This is a genomic window from Streptomyces sp. NBC_00984, from assembly GCF_045162475.1.
GTDB lineage: Bacteria > Actinomycetota > Actinomycetes > Streptomycetales > Streptomycetaceae > Streptomyces.
Window position 1 is genome coordinate 3207757 of record NZ_CP108734.1, and the last position, 22400, is coordinate 3230156.

General features: G+C 71.0%; 19 protein-coding genes. 3 read left to right on the plus strand and 16 right to left on the minus strand.

Annotated features, from left to right (window positions below; genetic code table 11):
- Positions 1 to 12: 12 nt before the first annotated feature.
- Complete coding sequence (locus OG520_RS13860) at positions 13 to 2028, minus strand: GTP-binding protein (protein ID WP_406013363.1); 2016 nt, start codon at positions 2026 to 2028, stop codon at positions 13 to 15.
- A 449-nt stretch (positions 2029 to 2477) separates the two neighbouring features.
- Positions 2478 to 3677 carry a hypothetical protein gene (locus tag OG520_RS13865; protein WP_406013364.1) on the minus strand — a complete coding sequence of 400 codons (1200 nt, stop codon included), beginning with the start codon at positions 3675 to 3677 and terminating at the stop codon, positions 2478 to 2480.
- Positions 3678 to 3982: 305 nt separating this feature from the next.
- Here OG520_RS13865 and OG520_RS13870 point away from each other — a divergent pair, with 305 nt between their 5' ends.
- Together OG520_RS13870 and OG520_RS13875 are read left to right on the plus strand one after the other, a co-directional pair.
- A complete protein-coding gene (locus tag OG520_RS13870) occupies positions 3983 to 4702 on the plus strand; it encodes a class F sortase (protein ID WP_406013365.1) in 720 nt (239 codons plus the stop codon).
- Between the two features lie 121 nt (positions 4703 to 4823).
- Positions 4824 to 6335 (plus strand): hypothetical protein, encoded by a 1512-nt coding sequence (locus OG520_RS13875; RefSeq protein ID WP_406013366.1) that lies wholly within the window; start codon positions 4824 to 4826, stop codon positions 6333 to 6335.
- Between the two features lie 84 nt (positions 6336 to 6419).
- Here the strand turns inward: OG520_RS13875 and OG520_RS13880 are convergent, their stop codons facing one another.
- The 9 genes from OG520_RS13880 to OG520_RS13920 form a co-directional block, all read right to left on the minus strand.
- The gene (locus tag OG520_RS13880; RefSeq protein ID WP_399328808.1) at positions 6420 to 6968 is read right to left on the minus strand and encodes a DUF3558 family protein; all 549 of its coding nucleotides are present in this window, start codon (positions 6966 to 6968) and stop codon (positions 6420 to 6422) included.
- 142 nt (positions 6969 to 7110) lie between these two features.
- Positions 7111 to 7722 (minus strand): response regulator transcription factor, encoded by a 612-nt coding sequence (locus OG520_RS13885; RefSeq protein WP_266414715.1) that lies wholly within the window; start codon positions 7720 to 7722, stop codon positions 7111 to 7113.
- A complete protein-coding gene (locus tag OG520_RS13890) occupies positions 7719 to 8915 on the minus strand; it encodes a sensor histidine kinase (protein WP_406013367.1) in 1197 nt (398 codons plus the stop codon). The genes OG520_RS13885 and OG520_RS13890 overlap by 4 nt, the downstream gene beginning before the upstream one ends.
- The gene (locus OG520_RS13895) at positions 8912 to 9667 is read right to left on the minus strand and encodes an ABC transporter permease (RefSeq protein WP_399328806.1); all 756 of its coding nucleotides are present in this window, start codon (positions 9665 to 9667) and stop codon (positions 8912 to 8914) included. Before OG520_RS13895 ends, OG520_RS13890 begins: the two co-directional genes overlap by 4 nt.
- Positions 9661 to 10599 carry an ABC transporter ATP-binding protein gene (locus tag OG520_RS13900; RefSeq protein WP_406013368.1) on the minus strand — a complete coding sequence of 313 codons (939 nt, stop codon included), beginning with the start codon at positions 10597 to 10599 and terminating at the stop codon, positions 9661 to 9663. Before OG520_RS13900 ends, OG520_RS13895 begins: the two co-directional genes overlap by 7 nt.
- Positions 10600 to 10771: 172 nt before the next feature.
- Positions 10772 to 12907 carry a hypothetical protein gene (locus OG520_RS13905; protein ID WP_406013369.1) on the minus strand — a complete coding sequence of 712 codons (2136 nt, stop codon included), beginning with the start codon at positions 12905 to 12907 and terminating at the stop codon, positions 10772 to 10774.
- A gap of 175 nt (positions 12908 to 13082) precedes the next feature.
- Complete coding sequence (locus tag OG520_RS13910; RefSeq protein ID WP_399328804.1) at positions 13083 to 13520, minus strand: DUF6113 family protein; 438 nt, start codon at positions 13518 to 13520, stop codon at positions 13083 to 13085.
- Positions 13517 to 14416: an N-acetyl-1-D-myo-inositol-2-amino-2-deoxy-alpha-D-glucopyranoside deacetylase gene (mshB, locus tag OG520_RS13915; protein WP_399328803.1), complete on the minus strand. Its 900-nt coding sequence runs from the start codon at positions 14414 to 14416 to the stop codon at positions 13517 to 13519. The genes OG520_RS13910 and mshB overlap by 4 nt, the downstream gene beginning before the upstream one ends.
- A 66-nt stretch (positions 14417 to 14482) precedes the next feature.
- Complete coding sequence (locus tag OG520_RS13920; protein ID WP_093896879.1) at positions 14483 to 14677, minus strand: hypothetical protein; 195 nt, start codon at positions 14675 to 14677, stop codon at positions 14483 to 14485.
- Positions 14678 to 14842: 165 nt separating this feature from the next.
- Here OG520_RS13920 and OG520_RS13925 point away from each other — a divergent pair, with 165 nt between their 5' ends.
- A complete protein-coding gene (locus OG520_RS13925; protein ID WP_406013370.1) occupies positions 14843 to 16975 on the plus strand; it encodes a prolyl oligopeptidase family serine peptidase in 2133 nt (710 codons plus the stop codon).
- Positions 16976 to 17023: 48 nt separating this feature from the next.
- Here OG520_RS13925 and OG520_RS13930 read toward each other — a convergent pair whose 3' ends face one another.
- The 5 genes from OG520_RS13930 to OG520_RS13950 all read right to left on the minus strand — a co-directional run bounded on the left by OG520_RS13930 (position 17024) and on the right by OG520_RS13950 (position 22350).
- Positions 17024 to 18025: a hypothetical protein gene (locus OG520_RS13930; RefSeq protein ID WP_406013371.1), complete on the minus strand. Its 1002-nt coding sequence runs from the start codon at positions 18023 to 18025 to the stop codon at positions 17024 to 17026.
- Between the two features lie 197 nt (positions 18026 to 18222).
- Positions 18223 to 19479 (minus strand): ABC transporter ATP-binding protein, encoded by a 1257-nt coding sequence (locus OG520_RS13935; protein ID WP_406013372.1) that lies wholly within the window; start codon positions 19477 to 19479, stop codon positions 18223 to 18225.
- On the minus strand, positions 19469 to 20446 hold the full coding sequence (locus OG520_RS13940; RefSeq protein ID WP_406013373.1) for an ABC transporter ATP-binding protein: 978 nt from the start codon (positions 20444 to 20446) through the stop codon (positions 19469 to 19471). Before OG520_RS13940 ends, OG520_RS13935 begins: the two co-directional genes overlap by 11 nt.
- 13 nt (positions 20447 to 20459) lie before the next feature.
- On the minus strand, positions 20460 to 21434 hold the full coding sequence (locus OG520_RS13945) for an ABC transporter permease (protein WP_266414746.1): 975 nt from the start codon (positions 21432 to 21434) through the stop codon (positions 20460 to 20462).
- Positions 21427 to 22350 (minus strand): ABC transporter permease, encoded by a 924-nt coding sequence (locus tag OG520_RS13950; RefSeq protein WP_266414747.1) that lies wholly within the window; start codon positions 22348 to 22350, stop codon positions 21427 to 21429. Before OG520_RS13950 ends, OG520_RS13945 begins: the two co-directional genes overlap by 8 nt.
- Positions 22351 to 22400: the final 50 nt, after the last annotated feature.

Here is a 22400-nt window from a genome sequence, read left to right on the forward strand (position 1 = left end):
GCTGTCCCGGGGTCACCGCACATCCCCGCCCGCGGCGACCCTGCGCACCGTGCGCAGCAGGTACTCCTTGCGGTCGAGCGGGTCGCGGTCCGTGCGCGGCCGGTCCGGGGGCGTACCGACGATGGCCCGGTAGCAGTCGAAGCCGGACTCCAGGACCCCCTCGCCGCGTGTCAGGGCCGGAAGCTGCTGCTGGAGCTCGTGGACGCGGGCTGCCGGGATCTCGCCCTCCAGTACGTATACGGAACCGTGCAGGGCCGGTGTCCCGGGGACGGCGCGCAGCTGTGCGAGTACGGGCAGGACCGGGCCGAGCAGGTCTGCGGGGAGTTCCAGGCGGAATCGGTGGATCGGCTCGTGCACCGTGGTGCCGGCCTGCTTCAGCGCGCTCATCAGGACCAGCGGGGTCAGATTGCGGAAGTCCCCAGCGGTGCTCGACATGCTCTTGTCGAAAACACCGTGGGAATGGCTCTGGCGGGGCCAGTAGCCGGAATGCGTCATGGTGACGACGCAGTCGGTGACCTGCCAGCCGTGCATTCCCTGCCGCAGGGTCTCCGTCACGGTCTCCTCCACCGCCCTCATCAGGGAGAAAGGCATCGATCCGAGTTCCACCTCCAGCCGGTAGGTGATACCGCTGCCGACCGGGGCGGGGTCGACCCTGAGACCGACGGTCGCCAGAAAGGGATTGCCGTTCTGGCCGATGATCTCGTGCGCCGCACCACTGCCGTTCGGCCGTTCCAGGCAAATGGTCGTGGTCTCGCGGAAGGTGACACCGATTCCGAATTCGTCGGCCAGCGTCGCCTGGATGACTTCCTTCTGCACTTCGCCGTAGAGCGAGACGGACACCTCCTTGCGGACGTCGTCCTGACGCAGGTTGATCAGTGGGTCCTGTTCGGCGAGTTGCGCGAGCGCGAAGTGCAGCTCGCCCCGGCTCGTCGGAGGGCAGGGAACCACGACCGACTCCAGCGTCGGCGGAGCGAACCAGCGGCCGGGTGCGGCCGTGTCCGGCACGCCGACCGGATCGCCGACCCGGATGCCGCCGAGCCCCCGGAGCTTCGCGATCCGGCCCGCGCCGACCGCCGCCTCACGCACGGCCGAGCCCCGGTCGAAGACGCTGATCCCGGTCACCTTGCCCTCGGCGCGCCCGTCGCCCCGGCCGAACGGCAGCCGGTCGCGGATCCGTACCGTGCCCGAGAACATCCGGACGTACGCCGTCTTCTCGCCGCCCGGTCCGCGCTCCACCTTGAACACCGTGCCCGAGACCGGCCCGCCGGGATCGCCCCCGCTCGCGGGCAGCAGCTCCCTGACCCCGCTGACCAGGGCATCCACCCCCGCGCCGGTGATCGCCGAGCCGAAGTACACCGGATGCACCAGCGCCCGCCCGGTCTGCGCCGCCAGCTCTTCGCGCAGTCTGCTGTACGGGAGGGCCGCGGCGTTCTCGACGTACGCGTCCAGCAGCGCGTCGTCGTGGTCGGCGAGCAGCTCGGTCAGCCGGTCCGTGAAGCCGGGGTCGGCGCCGGTGTAGGGCGTGCAGCGGGCATCCCGGCCGCCCGGCCGGTCGACCGAGCCCATGGCGACCACGGCCGGGGTCAGCTTCTCGGCGATGCTTCGCAGAACGGCCTCGTCCCGCGCGCCGCCGCGGTCGACCTTGTTCACGAAGACGAGCGTAGGGATGCGCAGGCGCCGCAGTGTCCGCATCAGCACGCGGGTCTGCGCCTGTACGCCCTCCACCGCGGAAATGACCAGCACGGCACCGTCGAGCACATTCAGTACCCGTTCCACCTCGGCGATGAAATCCGGGTGACCGGGGGTGTCGATCAGATTGACGGTGATGTCGTCGATGGCGAACGAGACGACGGCGGACTTGATCGTGATGCCGCGTTGCCGTTCGAGTGCCAGGGAATCGGTCTGGGTGCTGCCGTCGTCGACGCTGCCGATCTCGTCGATGACACCGGCGGTGTGGAGAAGCCGCTCGGTCAGGCTCGTCTTACCGGCGTCGACATGCGCCAGAATTCCCAGGTTCAGCGTGTGCACGAAACTCCATGTCTTCAAGATCGGTGACAATTCCCGCCTGAATGAACATGAGAGTTCCTCGCATGACCCGCTCCTTCGTCGGTCGACTTCTGCGGCGAGTACAGCAGAGGGCCCGACCCCCCGACAACCGATTTACCGGCCGCCGTCCCGCGTACACCTCGGCGCTGGGAAGCAAGCAGGTCAGCGGCGACGCGTCGCCGGATCACGTACGCCGCCGATGCGGATCCGGGGCCCCTCGCGGAGAAGCCGGCAGGCCGCGGAGCTCGCCCGGCCCGGCCGGCACATCGCACGGTTCACACCAACTCCCCTTTCCGTCAAGGCCGTTCATGGGGAATGAAGGGCCGTCACGAGGTGGGCGACGAGCGTGTCGCCGCACGGAAAGGGTCAGCAAACAGGTGAGACCCCGCCGCCCAAACCTCACGCGCCGCCGCGTGCAGTCCAACGGGTGATTATCGGCCCCACTCCACCCGAAGAGCCCACGGCATAGCTCCAATGCTGCATTTCCCGATGGCGCGGATTCGCATTCCGACTGACGGTGGATCACGTCGCCACTGCGCCACATTGAGTCGACAGCCGGTCACTCTTCGCAGTTGCGGCGGAAGGAATGTGTTCAGATGCGCTCTGCCCGCACACTGTTCGCTTCGGCCGCTGTCACAGCGGTCCTTGCCATCACCGGCCCGTCCGCCTACGCCATGGTCGCGTCGGGCGACTCGGGCCACGACAACGGTTACTCGTCCTCGCACGGCGACAACCACGGAAAGTCCGACCGCGGCGGAGACCGTGGCGGCGACGAGGGCGGCCGCGGTGGAGACCGTGGCGGCGACGAGCGCGGCGACGAAGGTGGCCGTGGCGGCGACCGCGGTGGAGACCGCGGCGGCGACCGTGGTGACGACCGCGGCGGCGACCGCGGCGACCGCCCGCGCGGCGGCGTCCACACCGGCGGCGGCTTCATGGCCCTCGTCCTCGCAGGCGACGACGAGGGTGGCCGCGGCGGCGACGAGGGCGGCCGCGGTGGCGACGAAGGTGGCCGCGGTGGCGACGAAGGTGGCCGCGGCGGCGACGAAGGTGGCCGCGGCGGCGACGAAGGTGGCCGTGGCGGCGACCGCGGTGGAGACCGCGGCGGCGACGAGGGCGGCCGCGGCGGCGACCGTCCGCGCGGCGGCGTCCACACCGGCGGCGGCTTCATGGCTCGCGTCATCGCCAGCGACGACGAGGGTGGCCGTGGCGGAGACCGTGGCGGCGACGAGGGCGGCCGCGGCGGCGACCGCGGTGGAGACCGCGGCGGCGACGAGGGCGGCCGCGGCGGGGACGAGGGTGGTCGCGGCGGGGACGAGGGTGGTCGTGGTGGAGACCGCGGCGGCGACGAGGGCGGCCGTGGCGGCGACGAAGGTGGCCGTGGCGACCGCGGCCGTCCCAACGGCGGCGTCCACGCCGGCGGCGGCTTCATGGCATCCGTGATCACCAGCGGCGACGAGGGTGGCCGTGGCGGCGACGAGGGCGGTCGCGGTGGCGACGAAGGTGGCCGCGGTGGCGACGAAGGTGGCCGCGGCGGCGACGAGGGCGGCCGCGGCGGCGACGAAGGTGGCCGCGGCGGCGACGAGGGCGGCCGCGGTGGAGACCGCGGCGACAGGCCCAGTGGTGGTGTGCACGCCGGTGGTGGCGGCATGGCGATGACCGGTGGCGGTCTGGCCGCCGGCTCGGCGCTGCTGCTCGGCGGTGTCGGTGTCGGCGCGTACAAGCTGCGCCGCCGCCAGTCGACGGGTGGCGCGATGGTCTGACCGGGCCAGCCCCAGCCGGTCGTTTCGTTGTCGCGGCCGCTGCCCCTCGGGGCGGCGGTCGCGGCGACTGTGTTTCCCCCTTGATAAGCCCCGGATAAGCCCCGGACCGATCCCAGGACCCAATCCCGGACCGAACCCCTCCCCCTCGACACCGCACAACCGAAAGGCACGTTCCCATGGCCGCCCCGCAGTCGACCGGCTCCACCCCCACCCGGACTGCCCCCCGAACCACACTGGGCCGCGCCCTGATGTGGCCCGCCGTGGCAGCCGGGCTCGGCATGGTCCTCATCTACAACTCCTTCGGCGCCTCGGTCGACGACAAGCCGCCGGCCCTGCCCGCAGCCGTCTCGTCCGCCGCCCCCGAGGTCCTCGGCTCCCACGCCGCGCCCGCCCCCGTCACCTCGTCGAAGGCCACCGTCGGCCCGGCGATGTCGCGTTCCGTCCCGAAGCGACTGCGGATCCCGGCCATCGGCGTCGACGCTCCGTTCACCGATCTGTCCATCGGCGCCACCGGTCGGCTGGACGCGCCGCCCCCCAACGACAGGAACCTGGTCGGCTGGTTCAAGGACGGCGCCACACCCGGCGAGCGCGGTGCCGCGATCGTGGCGGGTCATGTCGACACGATGACCGGTCCGGCCGTGTTCCTCCAGCTCCGGTTCCTCGGTCCCGGCTCCCAGGTCGACATCACCCGCGCCGACGGCTCGGTCGCCACGTTCAAGGTCGACTCCGTCGAGCAGTTCAGCAAGGCGAAGTTCCCGGACGACCGGGTCTACGCCGACACCAACTCCGCCGAGTTGCGCCTGATCACCTGCGGAGGCGCGTACAACAAGACCGCCAAGGACTACGAGGACAACGTGGTGGTCTTCGCCCACCTCGACACCTTCAAGAAGGGCTGACCACCAGCAGTCGCCGACGGTGCGGCACAACCATCCACCGGGCCGCGAGGTCGTACGGGGCAGTACGGAATCCGATTCCGTCCTGCCCCGACCGACCTCCCGAGCACCGGAGTTGACCGACGTGCCTGCACTCTCCCACCGCCGCCGCCTGGCCATCGCGACCGGCATCGCCCTGGTCGCCGGAGCCGTCGCGGCACCCGCCGGCCATGCCGCCACGAAGTCCTCCGCCCCGACCGTGCGCTCGTCCGTCGCCGCGAAGGCGCCGAGCAGCAAGCGGCTGCACGACGACTTCAACGGCGACGGCTACCCGGACGTCGCCGTGGGCGCCCCCATGGCCGTGCTCGGCAACCCGGCGGCCGGCGCGGGCGCCGTGAGCGTCCTCTTCGGCGGCCCCGAAGGCCTGTCCTCCGCCCACAAGCAGGTGCTGACCTGGCCGAACCGTCCGGACATCAACAACCCGGAGGACGCCCGCTACGGCACGAACCTGCGCAGCGCCGACCTGGACCATGACGGTTACGCGGATCTCGTCAGCCGCCTCTGGGCGTACAGAAGCGACGGTGACAAGGGCACGGTGGTGGCCGTCAACTGGGGCGGTGCGTCCGGCCTTTCGAAGAACGCCACACTCCTGAAGCCCGTCCCCGGCGACCAGATCGACGGCACCGGCGACCTGGACGTGGGCGACGTGGACGGTGACGGCGTCGCCGACATCGCGGTGGGCGACGTACGGCGTGGTGGCCACGTCCTGCACGGTCCGATCAGCCGCACCGGCCAGTGGAGCAGGGCCAGTTCGTTCTCGGTCGACGGCACCGCCGTGCTCGACACCTCGGAGATCGCCGTGGGTGACGTGACCGGCGACGGCGTGGGCGATCTGGTGATCCTCGGCTTCGGCCCGGAGGACCCGTGGCAGCAGCACACGTACCTGCTGAAGAGCAGCCGCACCGGTTTCGCCGCCCCGGTCGAGATCAAGGACGCGGCCGGCGCCGCTGTCGGCGGCACCTCCGTGGGCATCGCCGACCTGGACAAGGACGGCCACGGGGACATCGTCATCGGGCGCGACAACGATTGGGCGCAGGCGGAGCCCCCCATGAGGAAGGGCGGCTCGCTCTTCGTCTCGTACGGCGGCCCGAAGGGGCAGAGCACCACCCGCAAGCCCGTCTGGATCGACCAGGACACCGAAGGCGTCTCGGGTACGGCCGAGTTCCATGACCGGATGGGTTACAGCCTGGCGCTGGGCGACACGGACGGCGACGGCTACCCCGACATCGCCACCGGCCTGCCGGGCGAGCGGATCAACGGCATCGCCGAAGCCGGCCGGGTCCTGGTGTTCAAGGGCGGCCCGAAGGGTGTGAGCGGTGCGGGCTCCAAGGAGTTCGGCCAGTACACGGCCGGGGTTCCGGGTGTCGCCGAAGCGGGCGACCAGTTCGGCGAGGCCATCGCCCTGGGCGACTACGACGGCAAGGGCCGCACCGAGATGGTGGTCGGCGACCCGGCGGAGAACGGCAGCAGGGGCGCCCTGTGGATCTTCCGTACGGATGCCACCGGCATCATCGCCAAGGGTTCCGTCTCGTTCGGCGCGGCCACGATCGGCGCCCCGACCGGCCAGTCCCGCTTCAGCGAGGCGCTGACGGGCTGACGGGCTGACCCCACGGTCGGTGCGCTCCGTACGGACCGCACCGACCGCAAAAGGGGTTCGCGGCCCACAAGGTCGACGACTCCGTCAGGTGCGGACGGCGGGCAGCTTCTCCTCGACCCGTGGGGCGAGTTCGTCGAGGCCCTTGCAAAGGTCCTGCTGAGTGGGTTCGACGTCGGAGACACCCAGGAACTCCGACAGTCTCAGCTCGGCGGACGACGAGCCGTCGATCTCGAAGACCAGCCCGCATGTGACGTCCGTGCCGGGCGTCGTGTTCCGCCAGACCCGGCGGCCGTTGACGGCCGACCGCTCGGAGATCCTCTCCCCGGAGCGCGAACCGAGGGCCGCCACCCCTTGTTCGGCGGACTGCTTCTGGAGCGTCAGGACCAGGACGGTGCTCGCGTCCTCGAAGAACTTCGTGCCCTCCCACATGCAGCCGCCCGGAGTGGTGAGCGGCGCGGCGTCATGGAGCTGGTACTCGTGGAGTTCGTCCTCGGTGAAGAACTCGCACGGTTTGATCTCCGCGATGCCGGACGGGCGCGGCGGAGGCGGCGCCGGCTCCGACGAGCAGGCGGTGAGCGCGCCGCACGTGGATAACAGCACGACGCAGGCGACCAGTAGATCCCGACCCCTCATGCACCCACTCCTCGCAGGTCTTTGTGTCCCGCGCCGAGGGTACGTCCCACCTCCTCCCCTTGCCCACCCGCTGCCCCCGGGCACTGAGGCTTTTCGCCCTGCTGCTGGGACGCGCGAACGGGACCGGGGCCGTTCGCCGGCCCTACAGCCAGCCCTTCTCGCGCGCGATGCGGACCGCTTCCGCGCGGTTGCGGGCCGCCAGTTTCTGGATGGCCATGGAGAGGTAGTTGCGGACCGTTCCCTGGGAGAGGTGGAGGGCGGCGGCGATCTCCGCGTTGGTGGAGCCGTCCGCCGCCGTGCGCAGTACGTCGCGTTCGCGGTCGGTGAGGGGGCTGGCGCCGTCGGCGAGGGCCGCCGCGGCGAGTGTGGGGTCGATGACGCGTTCGCCGGCGAGCACCTTCCTTACCGCTGCGGCCAGTTGGGAGGCCGGGGCGTCCTTCACCAGGAAGGCGTCGGCGCCCGACTCCATGGCCCGGCGGAGATAGCCGGGGCGGCCGAAGGTGGTGACGACGACGACCTTCACGGCCGGGAGCTCGCGTTGCAGGGCCGCTGCCGCGTCGATGCCGGTCATGCCGGGCATCTCGATGTCCAGGAGCGCCACGTCGATGTCGTGCTCGTGGGCGGCGGCCAGCACCTCGTCCCCGCGGGCGACCTGGGCCACCACCTCGATGTCGGGTTCCAGGCCGAGGAGTGCCGCGAGGGCCTCGCGCACCATGGACTGGTCCTCGGCGAGGAGGAGTCTGATCATGCTCATTCCGTGGATCCTAGGCCGGAATCGAGCGGAACACTCAGGGTCAGGGTGAAGCCTTTGCCCGAACCGGAGCCGGAGCCCGAACGGGAGTTGCCCGCCGCGGTGATCAGCGTGCCGTCGACCGTGGCGAGGCGTTCGCCGATGCCGGTGAGGCCGTTGCCCGGCTTCGTGCCCCCGGGGCCGACGCCGTCGTCCGAGACGGTGAGTTCGAGGACCTTGCCGTCCAGGGTCTGGCGCGGGGCGAGGGTGACCGTGCAGTGGCGGGCCCCGCTGTGGCGTACGACGTTGGTGACGGCTTCCCGCAGCGCCCAGGCGAGCACCTCCTCCGGCTTCTCGGGGAGGTCGTCGGGGGCCTCGGCCGGGACGTCGGCGGTGATGCCCGCGGCGGCGAGTGCGGTGCGGGCGCCCGCGAGTTCGCCGGGGAGGGTCGGGCGGCGGTAGCCGGTGACCGCGCCGCGTACGTCGATCAGGGCCTGGCGGCTGACCTGTTCGATGTCCGCGACCTGGGCGGCCGCCTGTTCCGGGTGGTCGGGGAGCATCCGGCCGGCCAGCTCGCTCTTGAGCGTGATCAGGGAGAGCGAGTGGCCGAGCAGGTCGTGCAGATCGCGGGCGAGCCGGAGCCGTTCCTCGTTGGCGGCGAGCTGGGCGACGGTGGCGCGGGCCTCGCGCAGCTCGATCGTCGTGCGGATCATCTGCCGTACGCCGGTCATCGAGAAGCCGCCGAGCAGCGCCGGGAAGACCAGTGCGGTGATGACCTCGCGGGGGTGGTCGCCGGTCAGCCCCATGCCGACCAGGACGGCCGTGACGACGGGGATCAGCCAACGGGCCGTCCGCAGCGGCAGGGTGGCGCCGACGGAGACCGCCACGTACACGAAGAGGACCAGCCACGGGGTGCCGAGCGCCAGGGTGAGGATGACGGAGAGGGCGCCGAGGAAGGCGATCGTGGAGTGGACGAGACGGCGGTCCAGGGGCTTGGCCGTGTGGCGGAAGACCAGGAGCAGATAGGCCCCGACGAAGGTCAGCAGGCCGAGCGTGCCGAGCACCGTCGCCCAGGGGGTGTGGTTCCCGTCGGCCAGGTCCTTGACCGGGGCGCTCATGAACGCGAGCCAGATACCGACCCAGAGCAGCTTGATCCAGACCTGCTTGCGGTTCGTGGGCGGGCGCCCGACGCCCACGGACGTCTCGTCGTCGTTCACGCCTTCAAGGTGTCCTTCCGGTAGAGCCAGGCCGCGCCGCCCGCGAAGATCAGGAAGTAGGCGCAGAGGATGGCGACGTCCTTGGTGTGCGGCGAACCGCCCATCTCGATCGCCTGGCCGAGAGAAGCGTACGCGTGCGTGGGCAGCCACTCGGAGATGTTCTGGAGCCACTGCGGGAAGGTCGCGCTGGGCATCCACAGGCCGCCGAGGATGGAGAGCCCGAAGTAGATGATCATGGTGAGCGGACGGACCGCGTCCCCGCTGGCGAGGTAGCCGATGGCGACCCCGAGCGCGGCGAAGACCAGCGAACCGGCCCAGATGACCCCGGCCAGCGCGAACCACTGCCAGGTCTCCACCCGTACGTGCTTGACGACGGCGGCGACCAGGAAGACCACCACGATGCAGGGCAGGGTGACCATCGCCGCGCTGGCGATCTTCGCCAAGACGTAGCCGCGGCTGGGCAGCGCGGTGAGCCGCAGCTGGCGGACCCAGCCCTTCTCGCGCTCCTTGGCGATGCGTTCACTGTTGCCCATGAGGACGGCGGTCAGCGCGCCGAAGGAGGCCATCGAGACCATGAAGAAGGCCTGGAAGGTGAGATCGGTGTGCGGGATCCGGTCGGAGGTGTTCTGGGTGTTGGAGATCAGCAGATAGATCACCGACGGATAGATGACCGAGAAGAACATGAACTTCTTGTTCCGCAGGGTGCGGGTCACTTCGAGCCTGATCAGCGCCCATGAAAAGAAACTCAGCATGCGGTCCTGGCCTCCTCGGCCTCGGTGATGGCGACGAAGGCCTGTTCCAGGCCGAGTCCCGCGACTTCGAGTTCGCGCGGGTGGAGACCGAGTCCGTAGACGGCGTGGACGGTCGCGTCGGCGTCGTGCGACTGGATCCGGACCCGGTTGCCGGTGATGTCGAGCGCGGCGAGGAACGGCAGGCCGCGCAGGGCCGCTTCGTCGACCGGGCCCTCCAGCTCGAAGGAGATCCGGCGGGCTCCGGCCTTCGCCTTGATCTCGGCGGCGGTGCCGTCGGCGAGCAGCCGGCCCTTGTGGAGGACGAGGACACGGTCGGCTATCGCGTCGGCCTCTTCGAGGTAGTGGGTGGCGAACAGGACGGTACGGCCCTGCTCGGCCTGCTCACGCATGGTGGCCCAGAAGGCCTGGCGGGCGGTGACGTCCATGCCGGTGGTCGGCTCGTCGAGGACGATCAGGTCGTTGGCGCCCGCGGTGGCGAGCGCGAAGCGGACGCGCTGTTCCTGGCCGCCGGAGAGCTTGTTGACCATCCGGTCGGCGATCTGCGCGATACCGGCGCGGGAGAGCACCTCCGCCGCCGGGTAGGGCCTGGGGTGCAGATCGCAGGCGAGGCCGACCAGCTCCTTGACCGTGACGTCCTCCATCAGGCCGCCGGACTGGAGCATCGCGCCGACGCGGCCCGCGGTGATGGCGTTCTGCGGAGTCGTGCCGAAGACCTGGACGGTGCCGGAGTCGGCGGTGCGCAGGCCCAGCAGCAGGTCCAGGGTGGAGGACTTTCCGGCGCCGTTGGGGCCGAGGAGCGCCACGGTCTCGCCGGGGTGCAGGTCGAGGGTGAGCCCGTCGACGGCGCGTACCGCTCCGTATGCCTTGCTGACCTGCTCGAAGCGGACCGCGGTGGTCTTCGCCCCGGTGGCCTCGGTGGCTGTCGTTGTCATGCGTCCAGCGTGGCGGAGGGCGGGGTGCGCGCGGCAGGGCCGCGGGTCGTGAAAACGGGATGACAGATGTCATGCCGTGCGCATGACTCCGCTGCCGGGGCGGTGTCCGGAAACGGCGCCGCCCCCGGCCGGGGTCCGGTCGGGGGCGGGTGTGCGGTGCGGTTCGCCGCGGTCAGCCGTTGCCGTTGAGGTTGATGACGACGGTCCGTTCGGCGGCGGTCTTCCCGAGCAGCGCGGTCTGCATGGCGTGTGCCACGTCGTCCGCGTTGAGCTGGTGCTTCTTGCCGTCGCCCTTGGTGATCATGATGCCGTCGAAGACGCCGTCGCAGAGGGTCTCGATGGCCTTCTTGTCGTAGTGCTCGATCAGCCGGCCCTGGACCGGCACCATCGAGAGGATCTGCGGCAGCGACTTGGCCGGGCCGAACTGGATCTGCTTGGCACCCGCCTTGACGGTGACCAGACCGGACATCGCGGGCTTGGCGAAGTCCTTCATCGCCCGGTCCAGTTCGGCCTGGTCGATGGTGGGTTCGCGGGTGGTGACGGGCAGCTGGACGACCTTCGTCCGGCCGGTCTGCACCTGGGCGCGGTACGCGTCGCGCACCGAGGTCATCGACTGGTTGACGTCCAGCGCCTTGCCCGGCTTCCCGGGTACGGCCACGGCCTTGCCCGGCTCGAACTTGATCGTGCCGTCGTTGGCCGAGCCGGAGACGCCCGCCAGGTCGGTCAGCGCGACGCCGAGCTTCTCCTCGTCGACCGGGATCACCGGGTCGACGGCGCGCTTGCTGCCGAACAGGGAGCCGATGACGGAGACCGGGTTGTAGTCGCTGCCCGCCGCCGAGCGCACGGTCTCCTGGCTGTCCAGGCCGAGCCCGGCCTTGTCCGGCGCGAGCTGGGTCTTCTTGCCGTCCACGGAGAGCTGGAGGGGGGCCACGGCGCGCTTGCCGAGAGCGGCGTCCAGCTTCGTGACGCCTTCCTCCTTCGTGCCGCCGCCGATGTCGACGCCCAGGACGGTGGTGCCCTTGGGTACGTCGGAGTGGTTCATCAGCAGCCCGGCGCCGTACGCGACACCGAGCAGCCCGACGACACCGACGCCGAGGAGGACCAGCTTGGAGCGGCCCTGCTTCTTCGCGGGCGCGGACGCCGGTTCGGGGCGGGGTGCGGGGGCGGGCGAGGCGGCGGGGCCGCCGGGTCCTGCCGGTCCGGTGCCCATCGGGTCGCCCGGGGCACGGGACGCCGGATCGGGGCGCCCGCCCGCGGGCGCGCTCGGGAACGGCGACGCCGCCCGGTGCTCCGGCGGAACGACGGGGATGCCGCTGGTGAGCGTGTCACCGGAGACGTTGCCGCCGGGGCCGGAGGGTGCCGGGCCCGCGAACTGCGGGGTCAGCACCGCCGTGTCGTCGGACATCCGCGGCGGCTGACCACCGGGGGCACCGGGACCCTGCGGACCCGCGGGACCACCTGAGCCCACCGGGCCGAGGCCGACGCCGACGCCGGGGCCGGAGCCCATCGGGCCGGAGCCCGCGCCGCCCGGTCCGCCGAGGTTCGGCGTCAGGGACGAAGTGCCGGTGACCGGGCCCGTGGTGGGGCCGGAGGGGCCGGGGGTACGTACTCCGAGGTTCGGCGTGGGGCGCGGGCTGCCGGACGCGGAGTCGCCGGAGCCGCCGGGGCCGAAGTCGTCAAGGCGGGGTGCGTCCTGGTCGCCCGTGCGCTGCGGACCGTCCGAGAAGTACGGCAGATCGGCGCGGGGCTGGGTGGGCGCGGCACCCCTGGGGCCTTCGGCGCCACCGGCCGGGCTGCCGCCGGCCGTAGCGCCGCCGGCTGTGACGCCACCGGCGACCGAGGTGTTCATGGGGGGCTTGCGCGGGGCGAACCAGTCGCTGCCGCTCTTCTCCCTGGCCGGCTTCTCGGCGGCCGGTTCCGCGGCGGCGGAATCGGTCCGGGCCTCGGCGGCCGACGCGGTGTCGGACGCGGCCGGCGCACCGTCCGCCGCGGGCGAGCCGGGGCGCGGGAAGCTGCCGGTGCGCTCGACGTCGGCGCTGTCGGTGTCACCCACGGGCGTACGCATGACGACGGGCGGGATGGGACGCGAGCCCGGGATGTTGATCCGGATGCGCGTCGTCAGCGTCGTCTCGGTCCTCGGCTCCTCGGACTGAGGCGGGTCCGCAGACTCCGGGGCCCCCTCCGGGGCATCCTGCGAAGGGTGCAGCGACGGATACTGGCGGGATCCGTACGGCGGCGTCCCCGAGGGGTACGCGGCTCCTCCGCGCCTCTGGGGCCCGGAGGACGAACTGTCAGTTTCACGACTCAAAGCAGGTTCTCCCGATTGGCTCCGCCGCCCGTACTTCCCCCATGCCGCAGGCCAGGGGACGGCTCGGCGCGCGAACCACCATACTGGCCGCCGCCGACGGACACCCCGCGACCGGGGGAAACGGCTGTGCGGCCAGCGGACGGACAAGGGGCATTACGGGATCGGACGTGGCACATTACTTGCCAGGTCGGCCGCTGTCGGCGCCCTGTTGGGGCGACCGCGACATGGTGGCACAGATCACAGCGACGGCCATACCGCCCAGCATGAAGAGGGTGAGACCCAGTTCGTCGCCGAAGACATAGTCGCCTTCCGGGCGTCCGCCCAGCAGAACGACGACCGAAATCAGCCATCCCGCAGCGGGTGCCAGCGCGCCCAGCTGGGTGCCGAAGACAAGGCGCCCGCCGTAGAAGAGCCCGGCGGCGGCCACCAGCGCGAGCAGCAATCCGGCGGGGAACCAGGCGGCTTGGACGAGAGCCCCGGCGATCCCGACGAGCGCGCCCAGTACGGCGAGGCCCACATAGGCGGCGATCCGCCCGGGGTTGACGGGCGCGGCGAGGCCGGTGGCCGCGACGTCCCTGGAGGGGCGCGGTGCGCCCTGCTTGCCGCCGCTCATCGCTCCGCTCCCGCCGTACCCGCGAACAGGTCGTCCTCCCGGACCCCTTGAGGGGCTCCGGAATCGCCGCGCACCAACTCGTAGTACTCGGTGGTGAAGACGGGCTGCCCCAGGTCGTTGGAGAGGGCGAAGAAGGGGCCGTCCACGGCGATCTGGGTGGCGTGGGCCCGCATCGCCGCGCTCTTGGCGGCGGCATGGGCCGAACCGTCGATCTGCGCGGTGATCCGGGAGTCGTCGACCACGCCCGGTACGTCGTCGATGGCGGCGATGCCCGGGAACGCGTCCGGCGCCGTGTCCCGCAGGCGGGCGAAGCCCTCCTCGGCGACCGTGCGCGGCACCCGGTTCCAGTAGATCTTGGCGACGGTGTGCGGGGCGCCGGATCCGGCGCGGTACGCGGGATCGGCGGCGAGGTCCGCGGCGCGCATCGCGACACGGTGCGCCTGGATGTGGTCGGGGTGTCCGTAGCCGCCGTCGGGGTCGTAGGTGACCAGGACCTGCGGGCGCACCGTGCGGATGACCTCCACCAGGTGCCCGGCGGCGTCGTCCACGTCGGCGGCCCAGAAGGCGCCGGGGCGGTGATTCTGCTCGGCGCCCATCATTCCGGAGTCGCGGAAGCGGCCGGGGCCGCCGAGGAGCCGGTGGTCGGTGACGCCCAGCTCCTTCATCGCCGCGTCGAGTTCACCCCGGCGGTACGGGCCCAGGGTGTCGTCCCGGTCGGCCGCGAGATGGGCGAGGGAGGGCGGGATGACCTCGCCCTCCTCACCGAGCGTGCAGGTCACCAGGGTGACCTGGGCACCCTCGGCCGCGTACTTGGCCATGGTGGCGCCGTTGTTGATCGACTCGTCGTCGGGGTGCGCGTGCACCAGGAGGAGACGCCGGGCGGGATGGTCCGTCATGGGGACCACCCTACGAGCCGGGCGCACCGATCACCGCCCGTGCACCTGCCGCCGAGGAGCCGGGCCTCAGAACTTGAGGCTTCCGATCATGCCGGCCACATTCGTGGTCAGGTTCGAGATGCTCGGCGCGATCGACGAGCTGGCGAGATAGAAACCGAGCAGTGCGCAGACCACCGCATGTCCGCCCTTCAGTCCGGATTTCCGGATCAGCAGGAAGACGACGATCGCCAGCAGCACCACCGCCGAAATCGAGAGTGCCACGGCGGTTCACCTCCATCAGTACGGTCGGGATGGGCAGCACACATGGAGCCAGCAGGTTCTTACCCACCGAGCGCTACGGATCATAACTATCCGTCGCAACGCATTGATCGGGGCACAGCAGCACGAGGGGCGCACGACCGGGCGGTCGGGGACTAGGTTCGGCACATGACTTCGCAGCAGATCTCCTTTCCGCGTCAGCACGCCAGAACCATGCGATTCACTCTCGGCGCCCCTCGGGCGTTCACCGTTTCACCCGACGGGGAGCGGGTGATCTTCCTGCGGTCGGGTTCCGGTACGGACCGGTCCGGCCGGCTGTGGGTGCTGGACCTGCCGAAGGGCGGAACACCGAAGGAGCGCGTGGTCGCCGATCCGGCGGCCCTGCTGGGCGGTTCGGCGGAGCGGCTGTCGGCGCAGGAGCGGGCCCGGCGCGAGCGCAGCCGCGAGGGGTCCTCGGGGATCGTCGGCTACGCGGTCGACGGGGCGGCGGAGTTGGCCGCCTTCGCGCTCTCCGGGAAGGTGTACGTCGCCGAACTACGGGCCGGCACGGCCCGCGCGCTGCCGGTTCCGGGCCCGGTGATCGACCCGCGACCGTCACCGGACGGACGACACATCGCATATGTGTCCAAGGGTGCGTTGCGCGTCGTGGGTGCGGAGGGCGACGGGGACCGGGCGCTCGCCGAGCCGGAGGCGGAGGACGTCTCGTACGGTCTCGCGGAGTTCATCGCGGCCGAGGAGATGCAGCGTTCACGGGGCTTCTGGTGGTCGCCGGAGTCGGACCGGCTGCTGGTCGCCCGGGTCGACAACAGCCCCGTGCAGCGGTGGTGGATCGCGGATCCCGCGCATCCGGACCGCAGGCCCGCCGAGGTCGCCTACCCGGCGGCCGGGACGCCCAACGCCGAGGTGCGGCTCTTCGTGCTGGGCCTGGACGGCACCCGTACCGAGGTGGTCTGGGACCGGGCACGCCACCCCTATCTGGCGCAGGTGCACTGGTCGTCGGACGGGGCGCCGCTGCTGCTGGTGCAGTCCCGCGACCAGCGCAGTCACCTCTTCCTCGCGGTGGACCCGGAGACCGGTTCGACGCGGACGGTGCATGCCGACGAGGATCCGGTTTGGCTGGAAATCTTCCCCGGTGTGCCCGCCTGGGCACCGGACGGACGGCTGGTACGGATCGCGGACGAGGGCGGGGCACGGGTGCTCGCGGTCGGCGACCGGCTGCTGACCGGGGCGCAGCTGCAGCTCCAGGCGGTGCTGGACATCGGTGGGTCGGACATCCTGGTGTCGGCCACGGCCGGTGAGGAGGCGGCGGAACCGGAGACCGGCGAGACCCATGTCTACCGGGTCAACGAGCTGGGCGTCGAGCGGGTGTCCGAAGGCGTCGGGGTGCACTCGGCGGTCCGCGCGGGCGGGGTGACGGTGCTGGTCACCCAATCCCCGGAGCGGCCGGGGACCCGGGTCGAGGTACTCCGGGACGGCAAGCCGATCGCCACCGTGGCGAACCATGCCGAGGAGCCGGTTCTCTCCGCGCGGGTACGCCTCACCGAGGGGGGCGCACGGCGAATTCCGTGCGCCGTGCTGCTCCCCGAGGGATACAACGAGTCGGACGGCCCGCTTCCGGTACTGATGGACCCGTACGGCGGACCGCATGGCCGCCGGGTGGTCGCCGCCCACAATCCGCATCTGATTTCGCAGTGGTTCGCCAATCAGGGCTTCGCGGTCGTGGTCGCGGACGGCCGGGGCATGCGGGGGCGTACACCGGGCTGGGAGAAGGCGGTCAAGAACAACCTCGTGCTCTCGGTGGACGACCAGATCGAGGCCCTGCACGCCCTCGCGGACCGGTTCCCGCTGGATCTCGGCAAGGTCGCGATCCGCGGCTGGTCGTTCGGCGGATATCTGGCGGCCCTGGCCGTGACACGCCGGCCCGACGTCTTCCACGCGGCGGTGGTCGGCGCCCCGGTGACCGACCAGCGGCTGTACGACACCCACTACACCGAGCGCTATCTCGGCGACCCGGCGGAACAGCCCGAGGTGTACGCGCACAACTCGGTGATCACGGACGCCGGGCTCTCGGAGGCCGCCGACCAGGTGCGGCCGATGATGATCGTCCACGGTCTCGCGGACGACAACGTGGTGGTCGCGCACTCGCTCCGGCTGTCCTCGGCGCTGCTCGCGGCCGGGCGCCCGCACGAGGTGCTGCCGCTCAGCGGGGTGACGCACATGACGCCGCAGGAGCAGGTGGCGGAGAATCTGCTGCTGCTTCAGGTCGACTTCCTGAAGCGGTCGCTGGGGCTGGTCGGCTAGGGCCTGTCCGGCGGATCAGGGTCGGGGGCCTGTCCGGCGGACCTCCCGTCACCAGCCGGGCGGCGGCTGGGACGGGGGCGGCGGCCCATAGACGCCGGGCTGCGGATAGCCGTACCCCTGCCCGTAACCCAATGCGGGCGGGGCGGTGGGCTCCTCCGGGCCCGGCCTGGCCAGCACCAGCAGCACCACGGCTCCGGCGATCAGCTCGAAGAACCAGGTCAGCACGTTGAGTTGGTCCTCGACCCGCAGATCGCCGAAGTGGTTCAGCAGCTCGTAGTGGACCGTGCGGGCCACCCCCAGCACCCCACCGACCAGCAACAGCGCCCCGGCGATCAGACCGAACGGCCGCGCGTGCACGGCGCGCAGCAGGGCGCTCACGCCCGCGAACAGGCAGAGCAGTATCAGGACCGCCGAGAACCAGCCGGGCGGCGGGTCGATCAGCCCCTGCGTGATCCGGTCCCCGCCCACGATCCAGTCCGGGTAGAGCTCCGGGAGCCGCACCGCCTGACGGATCTCCCAGGCGGCCACGACCACGCCCGCCACGCCGAGGAAGAGGAAGGCGACCACCCCCGCGCCCTGCCCCGGCCGGGCCGGGAGGCGTTCCGAGAAGTCACCGGGCGGCCTGCGGCCCGCCCCCGCGGTGATGATCAGCGCGATGGCCGCCGCGAGCGCCGCGAAGAAGCAGAGCAGGGCGCGGGTGCGGAGGTCGTCGCTGAACCGGGCGTCCATCCGGGACTCACCGATGTTCCAGAGACCGGGCAGCCGCAGGACGATCGTGACCGCTCCGGTCGCGACCAGCACCGCGGCGGCCGCCGAGGAGCGCAGGGCCGCGACGGCGGCGACGAGATACACCACGAACAGCACCACGTCGTACGCCGAGGTGACGGGCATCATCGGGCGCCGCAGGTCGTAGTAGCCGGCCCAGTAGCGCCACAGCGCCCCGATGTCGTCGGCCGCCCTGAGGTCCCGTACGAGCCAGCCCGCGACGATCAGCGCGAGCACGGCGCAGAGAACGGCGCCGGTGACCCTTGCCCCCCGAGTGAGTATCACCCGAGCGATACTCCACCGTGCCTGTCGACCGGACAAGGGGTTCACCGGCGTGGTGTTCGAACGGGCAACCGGCCGGGAGGACTTGACGGCCTCCCGGCCGGTACACGGCACCCGCACGGCCGTACGCCGACCATGCTGGCCGGTTCGTATATCGGACGTGGGACGGCCGGGTTGCCCACGCGTTAACGTGCCCGTGGTCAGCCGGCCCGGGTGCTCCCGGACGGCGCGGCCCCGTCCTCGCCGTCCACCTCGCCGTCCGAGGACCCGTCCTCGCCCGCCGGCTCCCCCTGCTCCGCCGACTCCCCCTGCTCCCCCTGGGCCTCCAGCAGCCCCTCCGGCGGCACCACCTGCTTCTCCTCCGCGAAGTGGCAGGCCGAGTCGTGCCCGGCCGGCGACTCGGTCAGCCGGAAGACGGCCGGAACCGCCAACAGCGGCACCTCCAGTTCACACCGCTCCTGCGCCTTCCAGCACCGGGTGCGGAAGCGGCAGCCCGAGGGCGGGTTGGCGGGCGACGGGACGTCGCCGTGCAGGATGATCCGCTCCCGGTGCTCGCGGGCCATCGGATCCGGCACCGGGACGGCGGACAGCAGCGCCTGGGTGTACGGATGCGTGGGGTGGTCGTAGATCTGTTCGTCGGAGCCGATCTCGACGATCCGGCCCAGATACATCACCCCGACCCGGTCGGAGATGTGCCGGACGATCGACAGGTCGTGCGCGATGAAGACGTAACTCAGCCCGAACTCCGCCTGGAGCCGGTCCAGCAGGTTGACGACCTGCGCCTGCACGGAGACGTCGAGGGCGGAGACGGGTTCGTCGGCGACGATGATCTCGGGGTTCAGGGCGAGACCGCGGGCGATGCCGATGCGCTGGCGCTGGCCGCCGGAGAACTGGTGCGGATAGCGGTTGAGGTACTCCGGGTTGAGCCCGACCACGTCCAGCAGGTCCTGGACCTTCCGGCGCCGCTCGCCCTTCGGGGCCACCTCGGGATGGATCTCGTACGGCTCCCCGATGATGTCGCCGACGGTCATGCGCGGGTTGAGCGAGGTGTAGGGGTCCTGGAACACCATCTGGATGTTGCGGCGCACGGCCTTCAGGGCACGCCCCGACAGCTTGGTGATGTCCTCGCCCTTGTACTTGATCGAGCCGGCCGTCGGCTGCTCCAGGTGCACCAGCATCCTCGCCACAGTCGACTTGCCGCAGCCGGACTCCCCCACGATGCCGAGCGTCTCGCCCGCCGCCAGGTCGAAGGAGACCCCGTCGACCGCCTTGACCGCACCGATCTGCTTCTTGACCAGGATGCCCTGGGTCAGCGGGTAGTACTTGACCAGGTCGCGGACCTCCAGGATCGGCTCGCCGCCCGCCGCGGCGGACCCGGCCCGTGACTTGGCGAGCAGCACGCGGGCCTTCTCGCCCTCTTCGCGCGCTTCCTTGCGCCCCGAGTGGTCAGCGTGCATCGAGCGTCTCCTTCCAGAAGTAGCAGGCGCTCTCGCGGTGCTCGGCCACCTCGAAGAGCGGCGGCACCTCGCCCCGGCAGATCTCCTGGGCCATCGGGCAGCGCGGGTGGAAGGCGCAGCCGGGCGGGATGTGCAGCAGGTTGGGCGGCAGGCCCTTGATCGCGTACAGCTCCTGGCCCTTCTGGTCCAGGCGCGGGATCGACCGGAGCAGGCCCTTGGTGTACGGGTGGGCGGGCGCCCGGTAGATCTCGTGGACCGGGGCGGATTCGACGATCCGGCCCGCGTACATCACGGCGATCTTGTCGGCGACGTCCGCGACCACACCCAGGTCGTGGGTGATCAGGATCAGGCCCATGTTCAGCTCGCGCTGGAGCTCGGCGAGCAGGTCCATCACCTGGGCCTGGACGGTCACGTCGAGGGCGGTGGTGGGTTCGTCCGCGATGATCAGCGAAGGCTCCAGCGCCATCGCCATGGCGATCATGATGCGCTGGCGCATGCCGCCGGAGAACTGGTGCGGGTAGTTCCCGACGCGTTCCTTCGCCGCCGGGATGCGGACCCGGTCCATCAGCTCGACGGCCTTCAGCTTCGCGTCCTTGTGGGACATCCCCCGGTGCACGACGAACATCTCACCGAGCTGCTCCCCCACGCTGAGCACGGGGTTGAGGGAGGAGAGCGCGTCCTGGAAGATCATGGCCATCTCCTGGCCGCGGATCTTCCGGCGCTCGTCCTTCTTCATCTTCAGCAGATCGCGGTCCTTGAAGAGGATCTCGCCGCCGCTGATCTTTCCCGGGGGCATGTCGAGGATGCCCATGATGGCCTGGGCGGTGACGGACTTGCCGGAGCCGGACTCGCCGAGGACGGCCAGCGTCTCGCCCTCGGCCACCGAGTAGTCGACCCCGTTGACGGCCTTGGCGATGCCGTCGCGGGTGTGGAACTCCACGTGCAGATCGCGCACTTCGAGCAACATGGCAGCGGGCTCCTCAGCGCAGCTTGGGGTCGAGGGCGTCGCGCACCGCGTCGCCGAGCATGATGAAGGCGAGCACGGTGACCGCCAGGGCTCCGGCGGGCCAGAGCAGCATGTGCGGGGCGTTGCGGATGTACTGGGACGCGGCGGAGATGTCGATGCCCCAGGAGACGGCCGGCGGTTTCAGGCCGACGCCGAGGAACGAGAGCGTCGCCTCCAGCGAGATGTACGTACCGAGTGCGATGGTCGCGACGACGATCACCGGCGCGATGGCGTTCGGGGTGATGTGGCGCAGCATCATCCGCGAGTTGGAGGCGCCGAGCGCCCGTGCCGCCTGTACGTAGTCGTTCTGTTTGGCGGTGATCACGGAGCCGCGGGCGATGCGGGCGATCTGCGGCCAGCCCAGCAGCACGATGAAACCGATCACCGGCCAGACGGTGGAGCTGGTGACCACGGAGAGGAAGACCAGGCCGCCGAGGACCACCGGGATGCCGAAGAAGACGTCGGTGACGCGGGAGAGGATCGAGTCCGACAAGCCGCCGAAGAACCCGGCGAGTCCGCCGAGCACACCTCCGAGCAGGGTGACGCCGAGGGTGGCGCAGACGCCGACGGTGACCGAGTTCCTGGCTCCGTAGACGGTACGGGTGTAGACGTCGCAGCCCTGTCCGTCGAAGCCGAAGGGGTGACCGGGCTGAGAGCCCTCCTGGGCCTTGCCCAGGTTGCAGTCGAGGGGGTCCTGGTCGGCGATCAGCGACGGCCAGATCGAGATGATCACCAGGAAGAGGATGATCAGGGCGGAGATGATGAAGACCGGGTTGCGGCGCAGGTCCCGCCAGGCGTCGGACCACAGACTGCGCGGCTTCTCGGCGGGGCCGGTGCCCTCGGGGCCGCCCGGTGTCCTTTCGAGGGTCGTGCCCTCCTCCAGGGCGAGATCCATCACGCCTCCTGCTCCGGCCGACGAGATCGCCTCGTCCGGTGTCTGCTCAGGCATAGCGGATCCTCGGGTCGAGAACGGCGTACAGCAGGTCGACGATCAGGTTCGCCGCCAGGAAGACGAGGACGAGGATGGTGACGAAGCCGACGACGGTCTGGGAGTTCTGACGCAGGATGCCCTGGTAGAGCTGGTAGCCGACGCCGTGGATGTTGAAGATCCGCTCCGTGACGATCGCCCCGCCCATCAGGGCGCCCACGTCCGTGCCGATGAAGGTGACGACCGGGATCAGTGAGTTGCGCAGCAGGTGCCGGATGACGACGCGGCGCCTGGGCAGGCCCTTGGCGACGGCGGTGCGGACGTAGTCGGCGCGGGCGTTCTCGGCGATCGAGGTCCGGGTGAGCCGGGTGACGTACGCCAGGGAGACCGAGGCGAGGACGAGCCCGGGTACCAGCAGCTCGTTGAAGGGGGCCTCCGGTGAGACGGAGGGTTTGATGAGGCCCCACTCGACTCCGAGGAGGAGCTGGAGCAGCAGGCCGGTGACGAAGGTCGGGATGGAGATGACGACCAGGGTCAGGATGAGCACGGTGGTGTCGACGGGGCGACCGCGGCGCAGACCGGTGACGACACCGAGGCTGATGCCGATGACGACCTCGAAGACGATCGCGACGACGGTGAGCCGGATCGTGATGGGGAAGGCAGTGGCCATCAGCTCGGTGACCTTCTGCCCGTTGAACGCGGTGCCGAAGTCGCCGGTGAAGACATTGCCCATGTAGGTGAGGTATTGCTGCCAGACGGGCTTGTCGAGGCCGAATTCCGAGCGGAGTTGGGCTGCGGTCGCCGGGTCGCACTGGCGTTCGCCGCAGAGACCCGCGATGGGGTCGCCCATCACATTCACCATGAGGAAGATCAACAGCGTGGTGCCGAAGAAGACCGGGATCATCTGCAGCAGCCGCCGGATCACATAACGTCCCATGAAGGGCTCCGGGGGTCGCGGTGGTCAGAGGCTCGGGGCTGGGGAGTGAC